General features: G+C 62.3%; 22 protein-coding genes. 13 read left to right on the forward strand and 9 right to left on the reverse strand.

Annotation, left to right across the window (positions count from 1 at the left end; genetic code table 11):
* Nucleotides 1–302 precede the first annotated feature (302 nt).
* Together AC57B6_RS07725 and nodI are read right to left on the reverse strand one after the other, a co-directional pair.
* Nucleotides 303–1,130: an ABC transporter permease gene (locus tag AC57B6_RS07725; RefSeq protein ID WP_281665094.1), complete on the reverse strand. Its 828-nt coding sequence runs from the start codon at nucleotides 1,128–1,130 to the stop codon at nucleotides 303–305.
* 77 nt (nucleotides 1,131–1,207) lie between these two features.
* Nucleotides 1,208–2,122, reverse strand: coding sequence for a nodulation factor ABC transporter ATP-binding protein NodI (gene nodI, locus AC57B6_RS07730; protein ID WP_496420938.1), 915 nt, complete (start codon nucleotides 2,120–2,122; stop codon nucleotides 1,208–1,210).
* A 265-nt stretch (nucleotides 2,123–2,387) separates the two neighbouring features.
* On the opposite strand from nodI, the gene AC57B6_RS07735 reads away from it, so the two are divergent.
* Nucleotides 2,388–2,855, forward strand: coding sequence for a universal stress protein (locus AC57B6_RS07735; protein ID WP_025496734.1), 468 nt, complete (start codon nucleotides 2,388–2,390; stop codon nucleotides 2,853–2,855).
* Between the two features lie 154 nt (nucleotides 2,856–3,009).
* On the opposite strand, the gene AC57B6_RS07740 is transcribed toward AC57B6_RS07735, so the two are convergent.
* From AC57B6_RS07740 to lexA, 3 genes are all read right to left on the reverse strand, one after another.
* Nucleotides 3,010–3,678 carry a DUF2939 domain-containing protein gene (locus tag AC57B6_RS07740; RefSeq protein WP_106351972.1) on the reverse strand — a complete coding sequence of 223 codons (669 nt, stop codon included), beginning with the start codon at nucleotides 3,676–3,678 and terminating at the stop codon, nucleotides 3,010–3,012.
* Nucleotides 3,679–3,785: 107 nt separating this feature from the next.
* Complete coding sequence (locus AC57B6_RS07745; protein WP_028196697.1) at nucleotides 3,786–4,136, reverse strand: hypothetical protein; 351 nt, start codon at nucleotides 4,134–4,136, stop codon at nucleotides 3,786–3,788.
* 57 nt (nucleotides 4,137–4,193) lie between these two features.
* Nucleotides 4,194–4,844: a transcriptional repressor LexA gene (lexA, locus tag AC57B6_RS07750; RefSeq protein WP_028196696.1), complete on the reverse strand. Its 651-nt coding sequence runs from the start codon at nucleotides 4,842–4,844 to the stop codon at nucleotides 4,194–4,196.
* A gap of 315 nt (nucleotides 4,845–5,159) precedes the next feature.
* On the opposite strand from lexA, the gene AC57B6_RS07755 reads away from it, so the two are divergent.
* The 6 genes from AC57B6_RS07755 (at nucleotide 5,160) to AC57B6_RS07780 (ending at nucleotide 11,462) form a co-directional block, all read left to right on the forward strand.
* On the forward strand, nucleotides 5,160–6,209 hold the full coding sequence (locus AC57B6_RS07755) for a sulfate ABC transporter substrate-binding protein (RefSeq protein WP_030103073.1): 1,050 nt from the start codon (nucleotides 5,160–5,162) through the stop codon (nucleotides 6,207–6,209).
* Between the two features lie 137 nt (nucleotides 6,210–6,346).
* Nucleotides 6,347–7,240, forward strand: coding sequence for a sulfate ABC transporter permease subunit CysT (cysT, locus tag AC57B6_RS07760; RefSeq protein ID WP_028196694.1), 894 nt, complete (start codon nucleotides 6,347–6,349; stop codon nucleotides 7,238–7,240).
* Nucleotides 7,237–8,259 carry a sulfate ABC transporter permease subunit CysW gene (cysW, locus tag AC57B6_RS07765; protein WP_496420939.1) on the forward strand — a complete coding sequence of 341 codons (1,023 nt, stop codon included), beginning with the start codon at nucleotides 7,237–7,239 and terminating at the stop codon, nucleotides 8,257–8,259. The genes cysT and cysW overlap by 4 nt, the downstream gene beginning before the upstream one ends.
* On the forward strand, nucleotides 8,259–9,317 hold the full coding sequence (locus tag AC57B6_RS07770; RefSeq protein ID WP_028196692.1) for a sulfate/molybdate ABC transporter ATP-binding protein: 1,059 nt from the start codon (nucleotides 8,259–8,261) through the stop codon (nucleotides 9,315–9,317). The genes cysW and AC57B6_RS07770 overlap by 1 nt, the downstream gene beginning before the upstream one ends.
* 83 nt (nucleotides 9,318–9,400) lie before the next feature.
* A complete protein-coding gene (locus AC57B6_RS07775) occupies nucleotides 9,401–10,327 on the forward strand; it encodes a CysB family HTH-type transcriptional regulator (RefSeq protein WP_028196691.1) in 927 nt (308 codons plus the stop codon).
* Between the two features lie 91 nt (nucleotides 10,328–10,418).
* The gene (locus tag AC57B6_RS07780; RefSeq protein ID WP_496420940.1) at nucleotides 10,419–11,462 is read left to right on the forward strand and encodes an asparaginase; all 1,044 of its coding nucleotides are present in this window, start codon (nucleotides 10,419–10,421) and stop codon (nucleotides 11,460–11,462) included.
* A gap of 166 nt (nucleotides 11,463–11,628) precedes the next feature.
* Here the strand turns inward: AC57B6_RS07780 and AC57B6_RS07785 are convergent, their stop codons facing one another.
* The 4 genes from AC57B6_RS07785 to gcl form a co-directional block, all read right to left on the reverse strand.
* Nucleotides 11,629–12,030: a DUF3597 domain-containing protein gene (locus AC57B6_RS07785; protein WP_281665097.1), complete on the reverse strand. Its 402-nt coding sequence runs from the start codon at nucleotides 12,028–12,030 to the stop codon at nucleotides 11,629–11,631.
* Nucleotides 12,031–12,714: 684 nt separating this feature from the next.
* Nucleotides 12,715–13,623 (reverse strand): 2-hydroxy-3-oxopropionate reductase, encoded by a 909-nt coding sequence (locus AC57B6_RS07790; protein WP_028196688.1) that lies wholly within the window; start codon nucleotides 13,621–13,623, stop codon nucleotides 12,715–12,717.
* 57 nt (nucleotides 13,624–13,680) lie between these two features.
* Entirely contained in the window at nucleotides 13,681–14,490 is an 810-nt protein-coding gene (gene hyi, locus AC57B6_RS07795; RefSeq protein ID WP_028196687.1) for a hydroxypyruvate isomerase, read from the reverse strand.
* A gap of 150 nt (nucleotides 14,491–14,640) precedes the next feature.
* Nucleotides 14,641–16,416, reverse strand: coding sequence for a glyoxylate carboligase (gene gcl / locus AC57B6_RS07800; RefSeq protein ID WP_028196686.1), 1,776 nt, complete (start codon nucleotides 16,414–16,416; stop codon nucleotides 14,641–14,643).
* A gap of 230 nt (nucleotides 16,417–16,646) precedes the next feature.
* On the opposite strand from gcl, the gene AC57B6_RS07805 reads away from it, so the two are divergent.
* The 6 genes from AC57B6_RS07805 to rpsR all read left to right on the forward strand — a co-directional run bounded on the left by AC57B6_RS07805 (nucleotide 16,647) and on the right by rpsR (nucleotide 20,570).
* Nucleotides 16,647–17,561: a LysR family transcriptional regulator gene (locus tag AC57B6_RS07805; protein WP_028196685.1), complete on the forward strand. Its 915-nt coding sequence runs from the start codon at nucleotides 16,647–16,649 to the stop codon at nucleotides 17,559–17,561.
* 145 nt (nucleotides 17,562–17,706) lie between these two features.
* A complete protein-coding gene (locus tag AC57B6_RS07810) occupies nucleotides 17,707–18,435 on the forward strand; it encodes an RNA polymerase sigma factor (protein WP_046569066.1) in 729 nt (242 codons plus the stop codon).
* Nucleotides 18,425–19,348 (forward strand): anti-sigma factor family protein, encoded by a 924-nt coding sequence (locus tag AC57B6_RS07815; protein ID WP_496420941.1) that lies wholly within the window; start codon nucleotides 18,425–18,427, stop codon nucleotides 19,346–19,348. Before AC57B6_RS07810 ends, AC57B6_RS07815 begins: the two co-directional genes overlap by 11 nt.
* A gap of 218 nt (nucleotides 19,349–19,566) precedes the next feature.
* Nucleotides 19,567–19,941 (forward strand): 30S ribosomal protein S6, encoded by a 375-nt coding sequence (gene rpsF, locus AC57B6_RS07820; RefSeq protein ID WP_006048823.1) that lies wholly within the window; start codon nucleotides 19,567–19,569, stop codon nucleotides 19,939–19,941.
* A gap of 51 nt (nucleotides 19,942–19,992) precedes the next feature.
* Nucleotides 19,993–20,292 (forward strand): primosomal replication protein N, encoded by a 300-nt coding sequence (gene priB, locus AC57B6_RS07825; RefSeq protein WP_028196682.1) that lies wholly within the window; start codon nucleotides 19,993–19,995, stop codon nucleotides 20,290–20,292.
* A gap of 2 nt (nucleotides 20,293–20,294) precedes the next feature.
* Nucleotides 20,295–20,570 carry a 30S ribosomal protein S18 gene (gene rpsR, locus AC57B6_RS07830; RefSeq protein WP_007182109.1) on the forward strand — a complete coding sequence of 92 codons (276 nt, stop codon included), beginning with the start codon at nucleotides 20,295–20,297 and terminating at the stop codon, nucleotides 20,568–20,570.
* Nucleotides 20,571–20,581: the final 11 nt, after the last annotated feature.

The following is a 20,581-nucleotide window of genomic DNA, read 5'->3' on the forward strand; positions in this document are numbered from 1 at the left end:
CTGAGTCATGGCGGACTCCTTGCGGTTCGCTGTTTGCGCTGGCGCTCCGGGCTACGCCCTTCGCGCCAGCGCAAACAGCACGAGAAACCAACCACTGTCAGATTTAGTCTAGTTCAATACAGCTTATCTTTCTTTGCGGCGGCAAAGAAAGTAAGTGCCGCCCCGCACAGGGGCAACGCCAATAGACCACTAACAAAGCAAGGAAAGGCCAAAGGACCACCAAACAGAACAGACCACGAACCCCCAGCATGGCAAAGCCAAAAAAACACCAAGAACCGCCGAGCAGGCAAAACCCCACCCCCTTATTTCATCATCCTGCGCCGAAACAAAACCGCCGAAACAACAAACCCACCCACCGCATAAGCCGCCAGCACGGCAACATGCAACACCACCCCCTCAACCGGCCGCCCCAGCATAGCCGGCCGAATCAGATCAACAGCATGCGCCAGGGGCAAAACCTCAGTCACAACCCGCGCCGCGGCAGGCAACTGCGAAGCAGGAAAAAACACCCCGGACAACAGCAACATCGGCGTCAACACCAACGTCTGATAAAACATAAAAAAGTCATACGACGGAGCAAGCGCCGTCACCACCATCGCGATACTCGCGAATGCCAACCCCGTCAGCACAATCACCGGCAACGCCAGCAACATCGACGGAAAATTCGCGTATCCCAACGCCCCGGCGACCAGCATGATCGCCGCGCCCGATAGCATCGACTTGCTGCCCGCCCACACCACCTCGCCAAGCACGATGTCGCCCAGCGTCAGCGGCGTATGCATGATCGCCTCCCACGTGCGCTGTACGTGCATGCGCGAAAAACCCGAATACATCGACTCGAAACTGGCCGACATCATCACGCTCGACGCGACCGTGCCCGCGGCGAGAAATGCGATATACGACACGCCGTCGACATGGCCGACCATCAGTCCAAGCCCGAAACCCAGGCCGAACAGATAGATCATCGGGTCGGCAAGATTGCCGAACATCGAGGCAATCGCGAGCTTCTTCCAGACCAGATAGTTGCGCCGCCATACCGCAATCCAGTTGACCGCGTTGGCCGGGAAAGCGGCGAAGGTGTCCTGTTCTGGCGGCGTCTCGCCGTGCGGTTCGTAAGTGCGTGCGTCCATTGCGTGTCTCTTGCCGTGTCGTTATAGCGGTAGAAGGTTGCGAGCCGGGCCGGTGCCGTCTGGCGTCAAGCTGCGCGTCAATCCTGCATCTCGCGTCCGGTCAGCCGCAGGAATACATCTTCCAGATTCGCCGGACGATGCAGATAGCGCAGATCGGCACGTTGCTTGAGGCGGGCATGCACGGGCTGAGGGTCGTTCACATAGCAGAAGAGCGTCTCGCCACTGATCTCGGTGCGCTCCACCAACGGCGCCAGCTCTTCGCGCAACGCCACCGGATCGGGGCCGAAGATTTCGATCACATCACAGCCGATCTCGGATGCGATCAGCTCGCGCGGCGCGCCTTCGGCGATCTTGCGTCCTTCCTCGATCACGCACAGGCGATGACACAGCCGTTCGGCTTCTTCCATGAAGTGCGTGGTCAGCAGGATGGTCTTGCCGCGTACCAGCAGCGAACGCAACCGTTCCCAGATCAGATGGCGCGCCTGCGGATCGAGGCCGGTGGTCGGCTCATCCATGATCAGCACGTCGGGATCGTTGACGAGCGCGCGCGCCAGCGTGAGGCGCCGCTTCATGCCGCCCGACAGTTCGCTCACGCGGGCATCCGCCTTGCTCTCGAGGCGCGCGAATTCAAGCAGCGACGGCACCATCGCGCGACATTGCGCGGCGCTCAAACCGAAGTAACGGCCAAATACCAGCAGATTTTCGCGGACCGTGAAATCGGGATCGAGATTGTCGAACTGTGGGACGACCCCAACACGCGCTCGCGCGATCCGCGCACGGCCGGGAATCGGCTCGCCGCACAGGCGAATCGTGCCGGCGTCCGGTGTGGCAATGCCGAGCAGCATGCGCAACGTGGTGGTCTTGCCCGCGCCGTTCGGGCCCAGCAGGCCGAAACATTCGCCTCTGTTGACATGAAACGACAGTCCGTCGACGACCCTCTTTTCGCCGTAGCTTTTTTTGACCTGGTGGAACTTAATGGCGGCTTCAGACATGGATCGATCAAGGCTCCGGGAAAAGAGGCAAATAGCCGGTAAGGCCGCCCATTCTATGGCATCGGCAGCGAGGTGTTGGCGGCCGCAGAATGGGCCCGATGGTGTTTCTTGCGCTGCCGCATAGGGTCGCGAGCGCCCCGGATCGGGCCCGAATCCAGCACGCACCGGTTTAGGGCGCACTTAGCGTTTTCCATCCCTTGCAACCTGAATTGCGGCGCACCATGATTCATTCAGACCGCGTTCCTCGCGGGATGGGAGATAAATCATGGCGAGCTACCGAAAAATCCTGTTGTGCTACGACGGCTCGCGCGAAGGCCGCAAAGCGTTACGTTGCGGCGCCGACCTGGCGTTGGATCTGAAAGCGGAAACGCACTTGCTGTCGGTGGTCGACATGCGCTCGAGCATTGCGCAAAGCGCCGGCCTGCTGACCGATGTGGCCTGCGGCAGTTTCGAGAAAACGGCCCGCGACATTCTGCAGGAAGGCGTGGACTGGCTCACCGAACGCGGCGTGGCCGCGCAAGGGCATTTTGCGTTTGGCCATCCGATCGACGAGATCGCCAACCTCGCCAACGAACTGCATGTCGATCTCGTGGTGGTCGGCCATCGTTGCCGAACCGGTCTGTCACGATGGTGGATGGGCGCGGGCAATACGCCGCTGCTCGATCGGATCTCGTGCAGCATTCTGGTAGCGTGCTCTTCCGCGCAGGAGCAGCAGCAAGCAGAGGCGGCCTGAAGCAGGGCGGGATTACGGCGTAGGGCCGGTGAATCTGGCTGAGCGGGGCAAACGGGTCATTTGAGCCGAGCGCTCGCTTGTTCAGGGCGAGCGCATCAGCCAGATTGTGATTCGTTCGGCCCGGTTACGTTCGCCGGATGCGCCCTCCGGACGATCACTCGTTCAGATCGACCGCAGCCAGCTTCCAGGTGAATAAACCTTCGCGTTGCAAGATTGCCGAGTAACGCGCATCGCCGGCACCATGCTGATATGTGACGACGAACTCGTTGAGGCCGCGATAGCCCGCCGTGGTTTGCGGCGGTTGCGGTGGCGTCGCGTTGTTCTCGCTATGGGTTGGGCCGTTGGTTGTGCTGTTGGCCGCGTCGTTGCCCGTACTACCCGCAACAGGCGGGGCTGGTTCCGGTGCAGACCCAGACGCGGCAGGAGGAACCGGCGGCCGTTCGCCCGGGTTACCGCGCGGCGGCATGCCGTTCAGCAAGGCCGCCACGCCGTCGGGTGTCGCATAAGCGTCGACCAGTGGACCGATCAAGGCCACGCCGATCATGGCGCCAATCGCTGCGAACGGATTACCGCTGCCATGCCCGTCGAGCCTGCGCGTGAGCAGGCCGGTGACCTGCTGTTTCAGGCTCTCGCGCAACGCGGGAAAATCGACGTATTGATTGACGGTTTGCGCATCACGTGCGTCCGCCGCGCGCTTGAGATTATTTAGAGCTATGTAGGGCGACGCATATCCGAACCCTAATGCGGCGATCACCACAATCACAATCAAAGTGACGATCAGCGGCCGGGTGGCGCTACGTTTGGTGCGAGTTGAAACTGCCATCGAGCGGGACTCTCTATCAGGTGTCATCTAACGTGGACCGCGGCCACGTAAAAACGATCCCATGCGATGCATGGAGGCAGCCGGTTGCAGCCCACCCGCCGTGCAGCTTATGCCTCGAACACCGCGCCGTGCACGTTAGCTTCGTCGGCAATGCAACGATCGATCATGCGGCACACGGCGTCTACCGTGCCGACCATGATCAGCCGCGACGGCCCATGATAGACGCGCACCGGCGCACGGCGCGCGGGTTCAGCCGTATTCAGCCCGGAATTCAGTGACACGCGCGCAAAAGCCGGCAACGAGGACGGCAAACCTGCTTCTCCGCCCGGTGCGTCGAACAGCGATAGCGATGGAGTGCCGGCCGGGGACGCATCGATTAGCGAACAGGGCACCAGCTTGCGCAGATGGCGCAGACGACCGAACTGGCGAAAAGGCAGCAGGCGGGCAAGGCGTTCCATGAGTCTCTCCAGGCGATTCAACGTTGGGGCAGCTTTGGGTTGGCGCACGCGCAGGGCTTAGAACTCACCCGGGCGGATCAGGCCGACGGCGATACCCTCGAGCGCAAATTCCGCGCTGCCGGTTTCAACGAAGATGTTGTCGTAATCGGGGTTCTCGGCGATCAGCTCGATACCGTTCGGCCGGCGCTTCAGGCGCTTGACCGTCACGTCGTCGCCAAGGCGCGCGATGATGATCTGGCCGTCTTTAGCTTCGCTTTTCTTCTGTACCGCGAGCAGGTCGCCGTCGAAGATACCCGCGTCGCGCATGGACAGCCCGCGTACTTTCAGCAGGTAGTCCGGCTTGCTCGAGAACAGTGCCGGGTCGCACGCGTAATGCTGCGAGATATGTTCCTGCGCGAGGATCGGGCTACCCGCCGCAACGCGGCCGATCAGCGGCAGCGACAGTTGCATGATGCTGGCGTGCGGCAGCGTGAACTGGTACGGCGAATCTTCGGCGCCCCCAAGCAGGCGAATGCCCCGCGATGCGCCGGCCGCCAGTTCGATCACGCCCTTGCGAGCCAGCGCCCGTAAATGTTCTTCTGCCGAGTTGGCCGAGCTGAAACCCAGCTCGGCGGCGATTTCCGCCCGTGTGGGCGGGAAGCCGGTGCGTTCGATAGCCCGGCGGATCAAATCGAAAACCTGCTGCTGACGTGCGGTAAGTTTGGTCATGGCGCCACTGTATGTATGAACAGGTGCCTGTATTTTTATACAGTATTCCGCGCAATTCAAGCTTTACTTTAAGTTCGTGCCTTGGGGTGCCGCTCCAGCGCCGCAAACGGACGCCACAACACCCGTTTTCGTGCCGCAACGCCTTATCCGGCCGTCGTTACCACTTTTGCGTATTAAAGAATGAAGAAACATTATTTTTAATGATGAAAGCTCTTCGATAGACTGCCCTTCGAGTTGGGGCTCATGTGCACGTGACCGCGACGCAAAACAACACCACACGCTGTTTCAGCGGACCACCACGCGGAGAAAGTTGGCATGAACCATCAAGGCACGGGGCTGGCAGGCAAGACCAGAAAATTGATTGCGGCGCTCGCTTTCGGCGCAGTCGGCACGATGACCGCGGCCGGCGTCGTGACGCAGGCGCATGCAGCTGACACGACGCTGCTGAACGTGTCGTACGACCCGACACGCGAGTTGTACCAGGATGTCAACCAGGCATTCGGCAAAGAGTGGAAGGCGAAAACGGGCGAGACGATCACCTTCAAGCAGTCGCACGGCGGCTCGGGTGCGCAGGCGCGTTCGGTGCTGGACGGTTTGCAGGCGGATGTGGTGACGCTGGCGCTCGCCTACGACATCGACGCGCTGGCCAACAAGGGGTTGATCGACAAGGGCTGGCAAAAGCGCCTGCCGGACAACGCGTCGCCGTACACGTCGACGATCGTGTTTCTGGTGCGCAAGGGCAACCCGAAGCACATCAAGGATTGGGACGATCTGATCAAGCCGGGCGTGTCGATCGTCACGCCGAATCCGAAGACTTCGGGCGGCGCGCGCTGGAACTATCTGGCTGCATGGGCCTATGCCGAACATCAGCCGGGCGGCAACGACCAGAAAGCGAAGGAATTCGTCGGCAAGCTCTATAAGAATGCCGGTGTGCTGGATTCGGGCGCGCGTGGCGCGACCACCAGCTTCGTGCAACGCGGCATCGGCGACGTGCTGATCGCGTGGGAAAACGAAGCCTTCCTCTCGCTGAAGGAATTCGGTCCGGACAAGTTCGAGATCGTCGTGCCGTCGGTGAGCATTCTGGCCGAGCCGCCGGTTGCGGTGGTGGACAAGGTGGTCGACAAGCACGGCACGCGCAAGCTGGCCGAAGCGTATCTGAACTTCCTGTACAGCGAGCAGGGTCAGGAAATCGCGGCGAAGAACTTCTACCGTCCGCGTTCGAGCAAGGTGCCGGCCGAGCTGACCTCGAAGTTTCCGAAGCTGAAGCTGTACACGGTGGACGATTCGTTCGGCGGTTGGGCCAATGCGCAGAAGACGCACTTTGCCGACGGCGGTGTGTTCGATTCGATTTACTCGCCGCAGTAAGGGGCACCCGGCACAACGACATGCGCGGTTGAACGCGTAGTGACACCTCGCCAGAAAGCGCGCCCGCAAGGCGCGCTTTCTGGCCAGCCAGGCGGCCGAAAAGAGCCGCCGGTTTCAACCCTGAAAGAGTACTGAGCATGACGACGTTGACCTTCCGAAAACCGAGCGCGTTGCCCGGTTTTGGCCTGACACTCGGCATCACGGTGGCTTATCTGAGCCTCGTGGTGCTGATTCCGCTTGCGGCGACCTTTCTCAAGACCGCGACGCTCGACTGGCCTCAGTTCGTGCGCGCGGTCACGTCGCCGCGCGTGCTCGCGTCGTATCGCCTGACGTTTTTCTCGGCCCTCGGCGGCGCGCTGATCAACGCGGTGTTCGGTTTTCTGGTCGCGTGGGTGCTGGTGCGCTATACGTTCCCGTTCAAGCGCATCGTCGATGCGGTGGTCGATCTGCCGTTTGCATTGCCGACCTCCGTGGCCGGCATTTCGCTCGCGGCGGTGTACGCGGGCAACGGCTGGATCGGCCAGTTTCTCGAACCGCTCGGCATCAAGATCGCTTTCACGCCGGCCGGTGTGCTGGTCGCGCTGACCTTCATCGGTTTGCCGTTCGTCGTGCGGACCGTGCAGCCGGTGCTCGAAGAGTTCGAACGCGAGCAGGAAGAAGCGGCTGCCTGCCTCGGCGCCTCGCGCTGGCTGACGTTTCGCCGCGTCGTGCTGCCGGCCGTGTTCCCAGCCTTGCTGACGGGTTTCGCGCTGGCATTCGCGCGGGCGCTCGGCGAATACGGTTCGGTGATTTTCATCGCCGGTAATGTGCCGATGAAATCGGAAATCACGTCGCTGCTGATCATTACCAAGCTCGAACAATACGACTACGCCGGCGCGACTGCGCTGGCCGTGGTCATGCTGGTGGTGTCGTTCCTGATGCTGCTGCTCATCAACACCTTGCAATGGTATTTGCAGCGTCGCACCAGCCGTGGCGGCGCAGGTCCGGCACCTGCTGCCGCGAGCGTGGCGCTTGGCGGAGGTGTGCAATGAGCCGCAACTCCGTGAATGACGCGGATGCCGCGGTTGTTGCCGTGGCGCCGCGCGCGCCGCTTAATGTCGCGCGCCGGCCCGATCCGGTCACCGAATCGCCTGTCGTGCGCTGGATTCTGACCGGCGTCGCGCTGCTGTTTCTGGCGCTGTTCCTGGTCGTGCCGCTCGTCGCGGTGTTCTATCAGGCCCTGAACAAGGGCCTTGGTTTCTATCTGGAATCCCTGGCCGATCCCGATGCGTTGTCGGCCATCAAGCTCACCGTGATTACGGCCGCGATCGCGGTGCCGCTGAATCTCGTGTTCGGCCTCGCCGCGTCCTGGTGTATCGCCAAGTTCGAGTTTCGCGGCAAGGCCTTGCTGACCACGTTGATCGATCTGCCGTTCTCGGTCTCGCCGGTGATTTCCGGTTTGATCTACGTGCTGATGTTCGGCGCGCAGGGCTGGTTCGGGCCGTGGTTGCAGGACCACAACGTGCAGATCATCTTCGCGGTGCCGGGCATCGTGCTGGCAACGATTTTCGTCACGTTCCCGTTCGTCGCGCGTGAACTGATTCCGCTGATGCAGGCGCAAGGCAACGACGAAGAAGAGGCCGCGCACGTGCTCGGCGCGTCCGGATGGCAGATCTTCCGCCGGGTCACGCTGCCGAACGTCAAATGGGGTCTGCTGTACGGCGTGATTCTGTGTAATGCGCGGGCGATGGGCGAATTCGGCGCGGTGTCGGTGGTGTCCGGCCACATTCGCGGTCAGACCGACACGATGCCCTTGCACGTCGAAATTCTCTATAACGAATACAACTTCTCGGCCGCGTTCGCCGTGGCATCGGTGCTGGCCTTGCTGGCGCTCGTGACGCTCGGCCTGAAACTGCTCGCCGAGCGCCACATGTCGGCGGAACTGTCCGCCGCGCGCGACGTGCCGGCCCATGCCGGGCCGCTCGCGCCGGGCGCCGCTGCACCGTCCGTCAAGGCGGCCCGTTCGCCGAACAATGTAGTCAAGCACCCGCTCAAGCAAGGAGAGCTGTAATGGGTATCACCGTTCGTAACCTGCAGAAGCGCTTCGGCGATTTCGTCGCGCTCGATAACGTTTCGCTCGACTTCCCGCCGGGCGAACTGGTTGCGCTGCTCGGGCCTTCGGGTTGTGGCAAGACCACCTTGCTGCGGGTGATTGCCGGTCTCGAATACGCGGACGGCGGCCAGGTCGTGCTGCAAGGCCAGGACGTTGCGACGGTCGGCGCCCGCGAACGCGAAGTCGGCTTTGTGTTCCAGCATTACGCGCTGTTCCGTCATATGACGGTGTTCGAGAACGTCGCGTTCGGCTTGCGTGTGAAGCCCCGTAAGGAGCGGCCTTCGGAAGCGGTGATTCGCGAGAAGGTGCATGAACTGCTGAAGCTCGTGCAACTCGACTGGCTCGCGCAACGGTATCCGTCGGAATTATCTGGCGGTCAGCGGCAGCGGATTGCGTTGGCGCGCGCGCTGGCGGTCGAACCGAAAGTCTTGCTGCTCGACGAACCGTTCGGCGCGCTGGATGCCAAGGTGCGCAAGGAGTTGCGTAGCTGGCTGCGTCGTCTGCATGACGATCTGCATATCTCGACGATTTTCGTCACGCACGATCAGGAAGAAGCGCTCGAAGTGGCCGACCGGATTGTCGTGCTGAATCGTGGGCACGTGGAGCAGGTGGGCAGTCCGCAGGACGTGTACGACCATCCGCAAACCTCGTTCGTCTACGAGTTTCTCGGCGCGGCGAACCGTCTACATGGCAACGTGGATGCGAGTGGCTTCGTGGTCGACGGCGCGGCGTTGCCGGTCGCGATCAAAGCCGATTTCAGCGGGCCGGCATTCGCGTATGTGCGGCCGCACGATCTGCAGTTGTACCCGCAAGCGTCCGGCCATCGCGAAGGCATCGTGGTCGACGTGCGGCGCGTGGTGACGCTCGGCGGCTCGGTGCGGGTGGAACTGGCGGGTCGCGAAGGCAACCTGCTCGAGGCGGAACTCGATCGCGAATCGTGGCGCGATCTGCAACTGGCGATCGGCGACGGCGTGACCGCCGTGCCGCGCGCGTTGCGCGTATTTCCGGCGCAATAAGCGGTACTGCTGGCAGCACAACAACACTCGGCGTTTCAATCAAACTCTAATAACTCAACTCTGGCTCAACCGGAGACATACAGATGAATTTTCAGCAATTGCGCTTTGTGCGCGAGGCCGTCCGTCAGAACATGAATCTGACCGAAGTCGCGAACGTGTTGTACACATCGCAGTCGGGCGTATCGAAACAGATCAAGGATCTGGAAGACGAACTCGGCGTGGATATCTTCATCCGGCGCGGCAAACGCCTCACGGGCCTCACCGAGCCGGGCAAGGCGGTGCATCAGTTGATCGAGCGGATGCTGCTCGATGCGGAGAATCTGCGCCGCGTCGCGCGCCAGTATGCCGATCAGGACAGTGGCCACCTCGTCGTGGCGACCACCCACACGCAGGCGCGTTATGCGCTGCCGAAGGTGATTCGTCAATTCACCGAGGTGTTCCCGAAGGTGCATCTGGCGTTGCGCCAGGGCAGCCCGCAACAGATCGCCCAGATGATCATCAACGGCGAAGCGGACATCGGCATTTCGACCGAGGCGCTCGACCGTTTCCCGGATATCGTCACGTTCCCGTGCTATTCGTGGCATCACATCGTGGTGGTGCCGAAGGATCACCCGTTGGTGGGCCGCGAAAACCTGACGCTCGATGAGATCGCCGAATTCCCGATCGTCACGTATGACCAGGACTTCACGGGCCGCTCGCATATCGACCAGGCGTTTGCGAAAGCGGGTGCGTTGCCGGACGTCGTGCTGACCGCCATCGATGCCGACGTGATCAAGACTTACGTCGAACTCGGCATGGGCATCGGCGTGGTCGCGGCCATGGCCTACGATCCGAAGCGCGATACGGAACTGGTCGCGCTGGATACGCAGCATCTGTTCGAGGCAAGCACCACGCGGGTCGGCTTGCGCAAGGGCGCGTTCCTGCGCGCGTACGCATACCGGCTGATCGAAATGTTCGCGCCGCAACTGAACGAAGCGGAAATCGCCGCACAATTGCGCGAAGCGGTTTGAGGCGAGGGCGCAAGCCGTTGCACCCAAGGCGAACGGGCAGCCGTTTTTTTGACGCATGGCGGCGCGCGGCACATCGCTTACAATCGCCGCCATGAATACTCAGACTTCTTCTTCCGCTACGCCTTCCAACCAGGGCGCAACGTCCCAACTGCCGCGCATCGCCGTGTTGGCAACGGGCGGCACGATCGCCGGGGCGGCCGCGGACGCCACCAATACGTCCGGCTACCAGGCGGGCGTGGTCGGCGTCGATCAATTGCTGGCCGTGGTGCCGGCTTTGTCCACGGTCGCGCGGATCGCGCCCGAGCAGATTGCCAGCGTCGACAGTAAAGACATGGAAATGTCGCTGTGGAGCACGCTCGCGCAGCGCATCAACACGCTGCTCGCCGGCGATGACGTCGACGGCGTGGTGATTACGCATGGCACCGATACGCTTGAAGAAACCGCTTACCTGCTGCATCTGACGATCAAGTCGGATAAGCCGGTCGTGCTCACCGCGGCTATGCGCCCGGCGTCGGCGTTGTCGGCAGACGGTCCGTTGAATCTGCTGAATGCCGTGACGGTTGCGGCGAACGCACAGTCGCGCGGGCAGGGCGTGCTGGTGGCATTCAACAATAAGATTCACAGCGCACGTGATGTGGTCAAGACAAGCACGTATGCGGTCGATGCTTTCCAGTCTCCGGAGATCGGCGCGCTCGGCTGGGTGCAGGACGGCCGCGTCGAGTTCCAGCGCAGCGTGGTGCGTCCGCATACGCTTGCAACCGAATTCGTGATCGGCGCGAAGTGGCCGCATGTCGAGGTGGTTGCGAGCTATGCCGGGGTCTCACGGATCGCCGTGGATGCGCTGGTGGCAGCGGGTGTACGCGGCATCGTGGTGGCGGGTACGGGCAATGGCTCGATTCACGCCTCGATGCAACAGGCATTGGCGGATGCGGCCTCGCAGGGTGTGGCGGTGGTGCGTTCATCGCGGGTGGGCTCAGGCCATGTCATGCGCAATGGCGCGGCTGCTGATGACGCGCTCGGTTTCGTCAGCGCGGGTTCGCTGAATCCGTACAAGGCGCGGGTCCTGCTGATGCTCGCACTGGCCGCGGGCGGCACGGGGCCGGTTGCATTGCAGAAAACTTTCGACACGTACTGACTGATTTAGCGCGGGTGGTCGGGTTCAGAGTCAGAACCGTGTCCCGCGCATGAAGCTTGAATGACAACGCGGCGCCCCGATTATCGACCCGGGCGCCGCGTTGTCGTTTTAGCTTAAGGGTTGTCGCTACCGACACCAATGTAAAACGGGCGACGCCGGCAAGCCGTTAGCCCGCCAGATCCGGAGGCAACTTCCCGCCGTTCGCCGCCAGCGCTTGCATCACCTGCTTGTGCAGCCAGATGTTCATGCTTGCCGAATCGTTCGTGTCGCCGCTGTACTTCAGTTCCTGGGCGAGTTGCTTGCGATGCTCGAGGCTGCTATCGACGCCGAGCGCTTTCAGCGTGTCGACGATCGACGTGCGCCAGTTCAACGTTTGCCCGCTCTCACTCACGAACTGGTCCATGACAATAGCAACGTCGACATCGGCCAGCGGCGCGGGCGCCGGTGTCGCGTCGGGGGCGGCGGCTTGTGCCGCTGCCGGATCCGGTGTCGGCTCGACCGCAGGTGCAGGCTGGTCGGGCTTCGCTTTGCCGAAGAGCTTGTTTACGATGTCACCAAAGATGCTCATTCTGAATCCTTTGCAAGATGGGTTACCGGCGCAAGCACATTCCGCTCACGGGTTGAACACTGGCTGCGAATCGGGCGAATGAAGCAGAGCACATGCGTTGCGATGATCGGCAAGCCACACGTGATCGCTGATACACCTGCAACCAGACTCAAAGAGTGTAGGAGAAAAGTGCGGAGGGATGTGTCAAAAAAGGTCGTGCCGCAGACGCGGAGTTGCAAGCAAATGCAAGCGGCCTTGCGAGCACGCCTGCAAGGAGACTTGCAGAGAGAGGGATCGGCAGGCGGCATGCATGATGCAGCCGCTGCGAGAGAATGGCGGAAAACGCATAAGTTTGAAATCCGACAGCCGGACACCCGACGACGACGTCTGACCGACCAAGGCTTCCCCGGCGCCGCCGGGTGCCGCTGCGGACCCCACTTGCCGCTCTCAGCCCAGAGCGGCACGATTTGCCCGTTCCGCCGCCGTTACAGCACGACGGACCGGGCGCCCCACCTGCGATTGCCATGACGATGACGATGCAACCATCACGGCAATCCATATGACATGCTTGATGTTGTTTTTATGTGCAGCGTTTGACGCCCGCTGCCTGCTCCCTGATTGGCCCGTCGCAATTCGCTCCGATACGGCGGGTCACGCGTTTGAACTGGTGCGTGACCCGTGCAACCGGCCTTCGCAGGAGATGTATCAGGCCGCCTTGGCTTCGCTACCCGGCGCTTGCGCGACTTCGTAGTTCGCCATGATTTCCAGCGCGCGCACCATTGCCGAGTGATCCCATGCCTTGCCGCCGTTGGCTGCGCACACGCTGAACAGTTGCTGGGCGCTGGCCGTATGCGGCAGGGCGATGCCGAGCTTGCGCGCGCCGTCCAGGGCGAGGTTCAGATCCTTCTGGTGCAGTTCGATGCGGAAGCCCGGATCGAAGGTGCGCTTGGTCATGCGCTCGCCATGCACTTCGAGAATTCGCGACGAAGCGAAGCCGCCCATCAGCGCCTTGCGCACACGTTCCGGATCGGCGCCCGAGCGCGAAGCGAACAGCAGGGCTTCGGCCACGGCTTCGATGTTCAGCGCGACGATGATCTGGTTCGCGACCTTGCAGGTTTGACCCGCGCCGTTGTCGCCGATCAGCGAGATGTTCTTGCCCATCAGTTCGAACAGCGGCTTGGCAAGCGCAAAAGCCTTTTCCGGGCCGCCGACCATGATCGTCAGCGACGCTTCACGCGCGCCGACTTCACCACCGGACACCGGCGCATCGAGGTAGTCGACGCCCAGCGCGTTGATCTTCTTCGCGAACGCCTGCGTGTCGAGCGGCGAGATCGAGCTCATGTCGATCACGAGCTTGCCTTGCGTGAGGCCGGCGGCAACGCCGTCGTCGGCGAACAGCACGTTGGCGACGTCAGGCGTGTCCGGCACCATGATGATGACGATGTCGGCAGCTTGCGCGACGGCGGTCGAATTGGCGACCACGCTCGCGCTCTTGCTCAGATCTTCCGGCACCGGATACGCGCCATTCACGAACAGCGTGTGGCCGCCCTTGATGAGGTTGCGCGCCATGTGCGCGCCCATGATGCCGAGGCCGATAAAACCGATCTTTGCCATGTGTCTGAATCTCCAGTGTTGTTTGGGGTGGTGTGCCTGATGCGATCGACGGATCGGTCAGGCTGCGGCGTGGGCTGCACCGCGGGTTTGCCCGGCCACGCTTTGCACCCAGCCGAGGCCGGCGGCGGTGGTCGTGCGCGGCTTGTACTCGCAACCGACGTAGCCTTCGTAGCCGAGCGAATCGAGCAGGTCGAACAGGAACGGGTAGTTGATTTCGCCAGTGCCCGGTTCGTTGCGGCCCGGGTTGTCGGCGAGCTGGATGTGCGCGATCTGCGGCAGATTCTTCTTGATGGTCGCCGCGAGTTCGCCTTCCATCCGCTGCATGTGATAGATGTCGTATTGCAGGAACAGATTGTCCGAACCCACTGCGCGAATCACGTCGAGGCCTTCGCCCGAACGGTTCAGCGCGAAGCCCGGGATGTCGTACGAATTGCACGGCTCGACCAGCAGCCTGATGCCGGCTTTCTTCAACTCGCCCGCGGCGAAGCGCAGGTTGTCGACGATCGTCGAGCGCGCCTTGTCCGCATCGACGCCTGCCGTCGGAATGCCGACGAGGCAGTTCAGTTGCGGCACTTTCAAAGCCGTTGCGTATTCGATCGCGCGGCCGACGCCTTCCTGAAACTCGCTCACGCGATCCGGCAGGCACGCGATACCGCGCTCACCCGCTTCCCAGTTGCCCGCGGGGAGGTTGTGCAACACGAGTTTCAAACGGTTTTGCTGCAGACGTTCGCTCAACTCGGCAATCTGGTACGGATACGGAAACAGGAATTCGACGGCGTTGAAGCCCGCGTCCGCTGCTGCCGCGAAGCGGTCGAGGAACGGGACTTCGTTGAACAGCATGGTGAGATTCGCTGCAAATTTCGGCATGGTGCTTGTGTCTCGCTGGTCGGTCAGTGAAATAACTTCATGAGGCGGCATCGGGGTGCCGCACCGCGCTCAGGTGATGCTCATCGGTTCGAGGCGCGCTGCAACGCACCGGTCAGGGCGGGTTGAGCGCGGGTCGAACCATCAGCAAGCTCAGTCGAGCATGCTGATTGCCGTCGGCGCGTCTTCGCGCTTCTCGGCGAGCTCTTCGAACTCGTTGATCGCGTCGATTTCGGTGCCCATCGAAATGTTGGTCACACGTTCGAGGATCACTTCGACGATCACCGGCACGTTGAACTCGGAGAGCATCGATTGCGCTTTCAACAGTGCGGGCTTCAGTTCTTCCGGCTTGAACACGCGGATCGCCTTGCAGCCCAGACCTTCGGCAACCGCGACGTGGTCCACGCCATAGCCGTTGGTTTCCGGCGAATTGATGTTCTCGAAACCGAGCTGCACGCAGAAGTCCATATCGAACGCGCGCTGTGCCTGACGGATCAGGCCGAGGTACGAGTTGTTCACCACCACGTGCACATACGGCAGCTTGAATTGCGCGCCGGCTGCCAGTTCTTCGATCATGAACTGGAAGTCGTAGTCGCCCGAGAGTGCGACGATCGGACGTTGCGGATCGGCTGCGCGCACACCGAGCGCCGCCGGGATCGTCCAGCCGAGCGGGCCTGCCTGGCCGCAGTTGATCCAGTTGCGCGCCTTATAGACGTGCAGGAATTGCGCGCCGGCGATCTGCGACAAACCGATCGTGCTCACGTAGCACGTATCGCGGCCGAACACCTGGTTCATCTCTTCGTACACGCGCTGCGGCTTCATCGGCACGTTGTCGAAGTGCGTCTTGCGGTGCATCGTCTGCTTGCGTTGCTGGCAATCGGCGACCCATGCGCCGCGGTCCTTCAGCTTGCCGGCGGCCTTCCATTCCTTAGCCACTTCAACGAACAGTTCGAGCGCGGCTTTCGCGTCCGACACGATGCCGAGGTCCGGTCCGAACACGCGGCCGATCTGGGTCGGCTCGATGTCCACGTGCACGAACTTGCGGCCCTTCGTATAAACCTCGACGCTGCCCGTGTGGCGGTTCGCCCAACGATTGCCGATGCCGAGCACGAAGTCGGAGGCGAGCATCGTGGCGTTGCCGTAGCGGTGCGAAGTCTGCAAGCCGACCATGCCGGCCATCAGCGGATGGTCGTCGGGAATCGCGCCCCACGACATCAGCGTCGGGATCACCGGCACGCCGACGGTTTCGGCGAATTCGACCAGCAGGTCTTCAGCGGCTGCGTTCAGCACGCCGCCGCCCGAGACGATCAACGGCTTGTCCGAGTTGTTCAGCAGCGTGAGCGCGGCTTCGATCTGCTTGCGTGTTGCCTTCGGCTTGTAGACCGGCAGCGGCTCGTAGGTGTCGATGTCGAATTCGATTTCGGCGAGTTGCACGTCGATCGGCAGGTCGACCAGCACGGGACCCGGACGGCCCGAGCGCATCAGGTGGAAAGCCTGCTGGAACACGCGCGGCACCAGTGCCGGTTCGCGCACGGTGACGGCCCACTTGGTGACCGGCTTGGCGATCGATTCGATATCGACGGCCTGGAAGTCTTCCTTGTACAGACGGGCGCGCGGCGCCTGGCCCGTGATAGCCAGAATAGGAATCGAGTCGGCCTGAGCGGAGTACAAACCGGTGATCATGTCGGTGCCGGCAGGGCCCGACGTGCCGATACACACGCCGATGTTGCCCGGTTGGGCACGCGTATAGCCTTCGGCCATATGCGATGCGCCTTCGACGTGACGCGCCAGCACGTGGCTGATGCTGCCTGCCTTGCGCATGGCCGAGTAGAACGGGTTGATGGCTGCGCCCGGAACGCCGAAAGCGGTGTTGATGCCTTCTTTTTCGAGCACCAGCACGGCTGCGTCGACGGCTCTCATCTTGGCCATGAATGTCTCCTGAATGTCTGAAGTGGGCGAATCGCTGGGGTCACGAATTCGCTGACGGAATGTGCAAACCAAAAGGTGTTGATCGAACTGTAGGCTTCACCTAAAGGTTTGATAAGATCAGTCCGGGTCGCTTATTTCGAAACAAAAAGTATGGAATGCGCCGGTTTCATGGCGCGGCAGCCTGCGGAGCGACGCATGGGCCGCGGCGATGCATGGGAGAGGAGACAAACATGGACCGCTTCAAACAGATCGAGACCTTCGTGCGCGTCGCCGACGCGGGCAGTCTCGCGGCGGCCGCGCTGGAAGAGGGCGTGTCGCCGGTGATTCTCGGGCGCCGCATCGACGCGCTGGAAAAGCGTCTCGGCGTGAAGCTGATGTACCGCTCGACGCGGCGCCTCGTGGTCAGCGAAGACGGCGCGGCGTTTCTCGAGCGCTGCCGCGGTCTGCTCACCGAATGGGACCAGGCGGAAAACGAACTGAGCGCCGGGCGGCGCGCGGTGAACGGCCATCTGATCGTGTCGGCGCCGGCCGCGTTCGGGCGCAAGCACGTCGCACCGCTCGCGCCGGTCTTTCTCGCGGACAAGCCGGAATTGCAGGTCTCGTTCAATCTGACCGATCGGGTCGTGGATCTGGTGCGCGAGGGCTACGACCTGTCGATCCGGATCGGCGGTGCGGTCGATCCGAATTTCGTCGCGGTGAAGCTGGCGTCGAACCGGCGCGTGGTCTGCGGGACGCCGGAATATTTCCGCAAGCACGGCAAGCCGAAAACGCTCGAAGATCTGCCGCAGCACAACTGCCTCGCGTTCAACCTGCAAGGCGGCCAGAACCGCGGCTGGTATTTCCGCCGCAACGGCAAGCTGGCGACGGTGCGGGTAGGTGGCACGCTCGACTGCAACGACGGCGAATTGCTGCACCGCTGGGTGTCCGAAGGGCTCGGGCTCGGTTGGCGCTCTACATGGGAAATTCAGCAGCAACTGGCGCGCGGCGAACTGGAAACCGTGCTGGACGAATTCGCGCTGCCCGACTACGACATTCTGGCGGTCTATCCGCAGCAGCGTTATGTGCCGGCCAAGGTGCGTTACTTCATCGATTATCTGAAAGAGGTGTATGCCAGCGAGGATTACTGGAATCGCCCGACGTATTAACCCTGTGAGCCCTGCGCATTTAAATAGTCGAATGCAGGGGGGAGGCGGGAATAAACTCGGCGTGTGACCGGTTATGCGTGATGAGCGAGTGAATGCGAGTGAAAACGAGTCACACAGCCTAGCCGCAATGCCCTGGAGGGCCCAGGTGGTCCAAACCGATTCCGACGCCGCCCGCGCGCACGTCAATGCCGACGCCGATGCAGCAAGGAGCCGCCGCTTTCAGCAGCTGGCTTTGCCGCACCTCGACGCCGCATACAACCTTGCGCGCTGGTTGTGCGGCAACACCAACGACGCCGACGACGTCGTGCAGGAAGCGTTTATGCGCGCGTTCCGTTTTTTCGACACCTTCCGTGGCGATTCGGCGCGGCCGTGGCTGCTCGCGATCGTGCGCCGCACCTGGTACACGGAGTGGCGGCGGCGCGCGTCCTCGCATGAAATGGTCGAGTTCGACGACACCATGGACGACGCGACCTTCGAAGGCTGGAGCACGGGTGGCGCGGATCCGCAGACTCTCCTGATCCGCGACGAGGATACGAAGCTGGTGCACGACGCGCTCGCGAAGTTGCCGGTGGAGTACCGCGAGGTGCTGATCCTGCGGGAGCTTGAAGAAATGGGTTATCGCGAGATCGCGATGGTGGCCGATGTGCCGATCGGCACGGTGATGTCGCGGCTCGCGCGTGGCAGGCGCAAGCTGGCCGCGCTTCTGGGCGAGATGCAAGGAGGAGGCGGTTCGCCACGCGCCACGATGCCGGGCGCATGCACGACACCCACGGCTTCGGTTACACCCCTGCGGGCAGCCGCCAACGGCCGTCCGTCCAACAACCCCGGCGCAAGTGCTGCCGGCCTAGCTCAGGAGACGCCAGATGGACTGTAACGAAGCGCGGCCGCTCCTCGATGCGAACGCCGACCACGAATTGCCCGCGCCGGACGCCCAACGCATCCAGCAGCATATCGAGACGTGCGACGCTTGCCGGCGCGAAAGCGAAAACCTGCACGCGCTGAGCAAGTCGCTGCGCGTGCAGCCTTATCACCGCGCGCCGGATGCCCTGCGGGCGCGGATTCTTGCGGCACTGCCGGCTGCCGACACCGTGTCCGACGGACCGCTTGAAACCCCTCGGAGCACTCAGCAGCCGGAGTCTCAGTCGCGGCCCAAGGCGAAGCGCAACGGACTGCGTGCCTGGCTGAACGGCTGGTGGCGTCCGCAAGGCACGCTGGGGCTATCTGGCGGGGGCGCAGGCACGGGCGCGACGATCGGACAGGGTTGGCTCGTCGCGCTGGTGGTCGCGCTCGGCGCGGTGGCCGTGGGTGTGACGATGAACCTGCAGCGTCCCGCGCAAGCCGGCCTGTTCGCCGATGAACTGGTCGAAAGCCATGTGCGGGCGCAAATGTCCGGTCACGACATCGACGTCATTTCGACTGATCGGCACACGGTCAAGCCGTGGTTCAACGGCCGGATCGATTATTCGCCACCGGTCGAGGATCTCGCGGCGAACGGTTTTCCGCTCGAAGGCGGCCGGCTGGATTACATCGGGCATCAGCGGGTGGCGGTGTTGGTGTACCGGTATCAGAAGCACGTCATCGACGTCTACGTGTTTCCGGAGGCACGCTCAGCGGCCGCTGGCGCTGCGATGACGCAGACCCGCGAGGGTTACTCGCTCGCGCACTGGAACGCGCAGGGGATGACCTGGTGGGCCGTGACCGACGCCGCGCCGGATGCGCTCGGCGGCCTCGAAGCGGCGCTGAAAGCCCGTCTGGCGGGCGGCAGCGAGCAGACCGAGGGAGGCTGAGCGGGTTTCTCGGGGGCCATCCGGTGGCGAACTTGCCGGGCGTGTATGGGCTAGGGCGGTCGGTCCGCCTAGCCCTAAACCCTTGAAAACACACCCGATTCACGCGCCGGATTAACGGGATATCTTGCAACCCGGCCCTAATCGGGTTACACTCTTGGGCTTCTCACTTGCCACACCGGTTCCGACGCCCGGGTGGCTTTAATCCACAAGGAGTGAATATGCGTCATTACGAAATCGTATTTATCGTGCACCCGGATCAAAGCGAGCAAGTGCCCGCAATGATCGAGCGTTACAAGTCCACGATCACCTCGCACGGTGGCCAGATCCACCGTATCGAAGACTGGGGCCGTCGCCAACTGGCCTACATGATCGAGAAACTCGCGAAGGCTCACTACGTCTGCATGAACATCGAATGCGACCAGACCACGCTCGACGAGCTGGAACACGCATTCAAGTTCAATGACGCGGTTCTGCGTCACCTGATCGTCAAGATGAAGAAGGCCGAAACCGGCCCGTCGCCGATGATGAAGGAAGTGCAGCGCGAAGAAGCCAAGAAGTCGGCTGCTACGCAACCGTCCGAAGCGCAGGCTTAAGACACACTATTTAAGCTACCAGACGAAAGCGTCGCTCTCGCCAAAGGTTACATGAATCGGCTGCAACTTACGGCCAGCGTCGTCGAACGCGAACCGGTGCGGTATACCCCCGCCGGCGTTCCGATTGCAGGCTGCACGTTGCACCACCGCACGGAAGTCGTCGAAGCCGGCATTGCCCGGCAAGTCGAACTGACCATGCAGGCGGTAGCCGCAGGTGAGGCGAGCGGTAAGCTCGAAGGCTGTCAGATGGGCGTGGAAACGCTCTTCACAGGCTTTCTGGCAAAAAAGCACCGCAACGCAAGAACACTGGTATTTCACATCACAGAATTGCAGGACATTGGAAAGGACTGAACATGCCCCGCCCGACTGGTAAGAAATTCGACAAGCGTCGTCAGCAACAAAATCCGCTCTTCAAGCGCAAGAAGTTCTGCCGTTTCACGGCCGCTGGCGTCGATCACATCGACTACAAGGACCTCGAAACGCTGAAGGACTTCATCGGCGAAAACGGCAAGATCACGCCGGCGCGTCTTACGGGTACGAAGTCGCACTATCAACGCCAGCTGGATACGGCAATCAAGCGCGCACGTTTCCTCGCGCTGGTGCCGTACACCGACCAGCACAAGGCCTAACCCGACGACGC

It is taken from the genome of Paraburkholderia sp. BGA-UO-ETr-F12 (assembly GCF_059567945.1).

Excerpts from the sequence above, each read along its gene's own strand:
- AC57B6_RS07725 (WP_281665094.1), bottom strand. The coding sequence starts at position 1,130 with ATGGACGCACGCACTTACGAACCGCACGGCGAGACGCCGCCAGAACAG.
- nodI (WP_496420938.1), bottom strand. The coding sequence starts at position 2,122 with ATGTCTGAAGCCGCCATTAAGTTCCACCAGGTCAAAAAAAGCTACGGC.
- AC57B6_RS07735 (WP_025496734.1), top strand. The coding sequence starts at position 2,388 with ATGGCGAGCTACCGAAAAATCCTGTTGTGCTACGACGGCTCGCGCGAA.
- AC57B6_RS07740 (WP_106351972.1), bottom strand. The coding sequence starts at position 3,678 with ATGGCAGTTTCAACTCGCACCAAACGTAGCGCCACCCGGCCGCTGATC.
- AC57B6_RS07745 (WP_028196697.1), bottom strand. The coding sequence starts at position 4,136 with ATGGAACGCCTTGCCCGCCTGCTGCCTTTTCGCCAGTTCGGTCGTCTG.
- lexA (WP_028196696.1), bottom strand. The coding sequence starts at position 4,844 with ATGACCAAACTTACCGCACGTCAGCAGCAGGTTTTCGATTTGATCCGC.
- AC57B6_RS07755 (WP_030103073.1), top strand. The coding sequence starts at position 5,160 with ATGAACCATCAAGGCACGGGGCTGGCAGGCAAGACCAGAAAATTGATT.
- cysT (WP_028196694.1), top strand. The coding sequence starts at position 6,347 with ATGACGACGTTGACCTTCCGAAAACCGAGCGCGTTGCCCGGTTTTGGC.
- cysW (WP_496420939.1), top strand. The coding sequence starts at position 7,237 with ATGAGCCGCAACTCCGTGAATGACGCGGATGCCGCGGTTGTTGCCGTG.
- AC57B6_RS07770 (WP_028196692.1), top strand. The coding sequence starts at position 8,259 with ATGGGTATCACCGTTCGTAACCTGCAGAAGCGCTTCGGCGATTTCGTC.
- AC57B6_RS07775 (WP_028196691.1), top strand. The coding sequence starts at position 9,401 with ATGAATTTTCAGCAATTGCGCTTTGTGCGCGAGGCCGTCCGTCAGAAC.
- AC57B6_RS07780 (WP_496420940.1), top strand. The coding sequence starts at position 10,419 with ATGAATACTCAGACTTCTTCTTCCGCTACGCCTTCCAACCAGGGCGCA.
- AC57B6_RS07785 (WP_281665097.1), bottom strand. The coding sequence starts at position 12,030 with ATGAGCATCTTTGGTGACATCGTAAACAAGCTCTTCGGCAAAGCGAAG.
- AC57B6_RS07790 (WP_028196688.1), bottom strand. The coding sequence starts at position 13,623 with ATGGCAAAGATCGGTTTTATCGGCCTCGGCATCATGGGCGCGCACATG.
- hyi (WP_028196687.1), bottom strand. The coding sequence starts at position 14,490 with ATGCCGAAATTTGCAGCGAATCTCACCATGCTGTTCAACGAAGTCCCG.
- gcl (WP_028196686.1), bottom strand. The coding sequence starts at position 16,416 with ATGGCCAAGATGAGAGCCGTCGACGCAGCCGTGCTGGTGCTCGAAAAA.
- AC57B6_RS07805 (WP_028196685.1), top strand. The coding sequence starts at position 16,647 with ATGGACCGCTTCAAACAGATCGAGACCTTCGTGCGCGTCGCCGACGCG.
- AC57B6_RS07815 (WP_496420941.1), top strand. The coding sequence starts at position 18,425 with ATGGACTGTAACGAAGCGCGGCCGCTCCTCGATGCGAACGCCGACCAC.
- rpsF (WP_006048823.1), top strand. The coding sequence starts at position 19,567 with ATGCGTCATTACGAAATCGTATTTATCGTGCACCCGGATCAAAGCGAG.
- priB (WP_028196682.1), top strand. The coding sequence starts at position 19,993 with ATGAATCGGCTGCAACTTACGGCCAGCGTCGTCGAACGCGAACCGGTG.
- rpsR (WP_007182109.1), top strand. The coding sequence starts at position 20,295 with ATGCCCCGCCCGACTGGTAAGAAATTCGACAAGCGTCGTCAGCAACAA.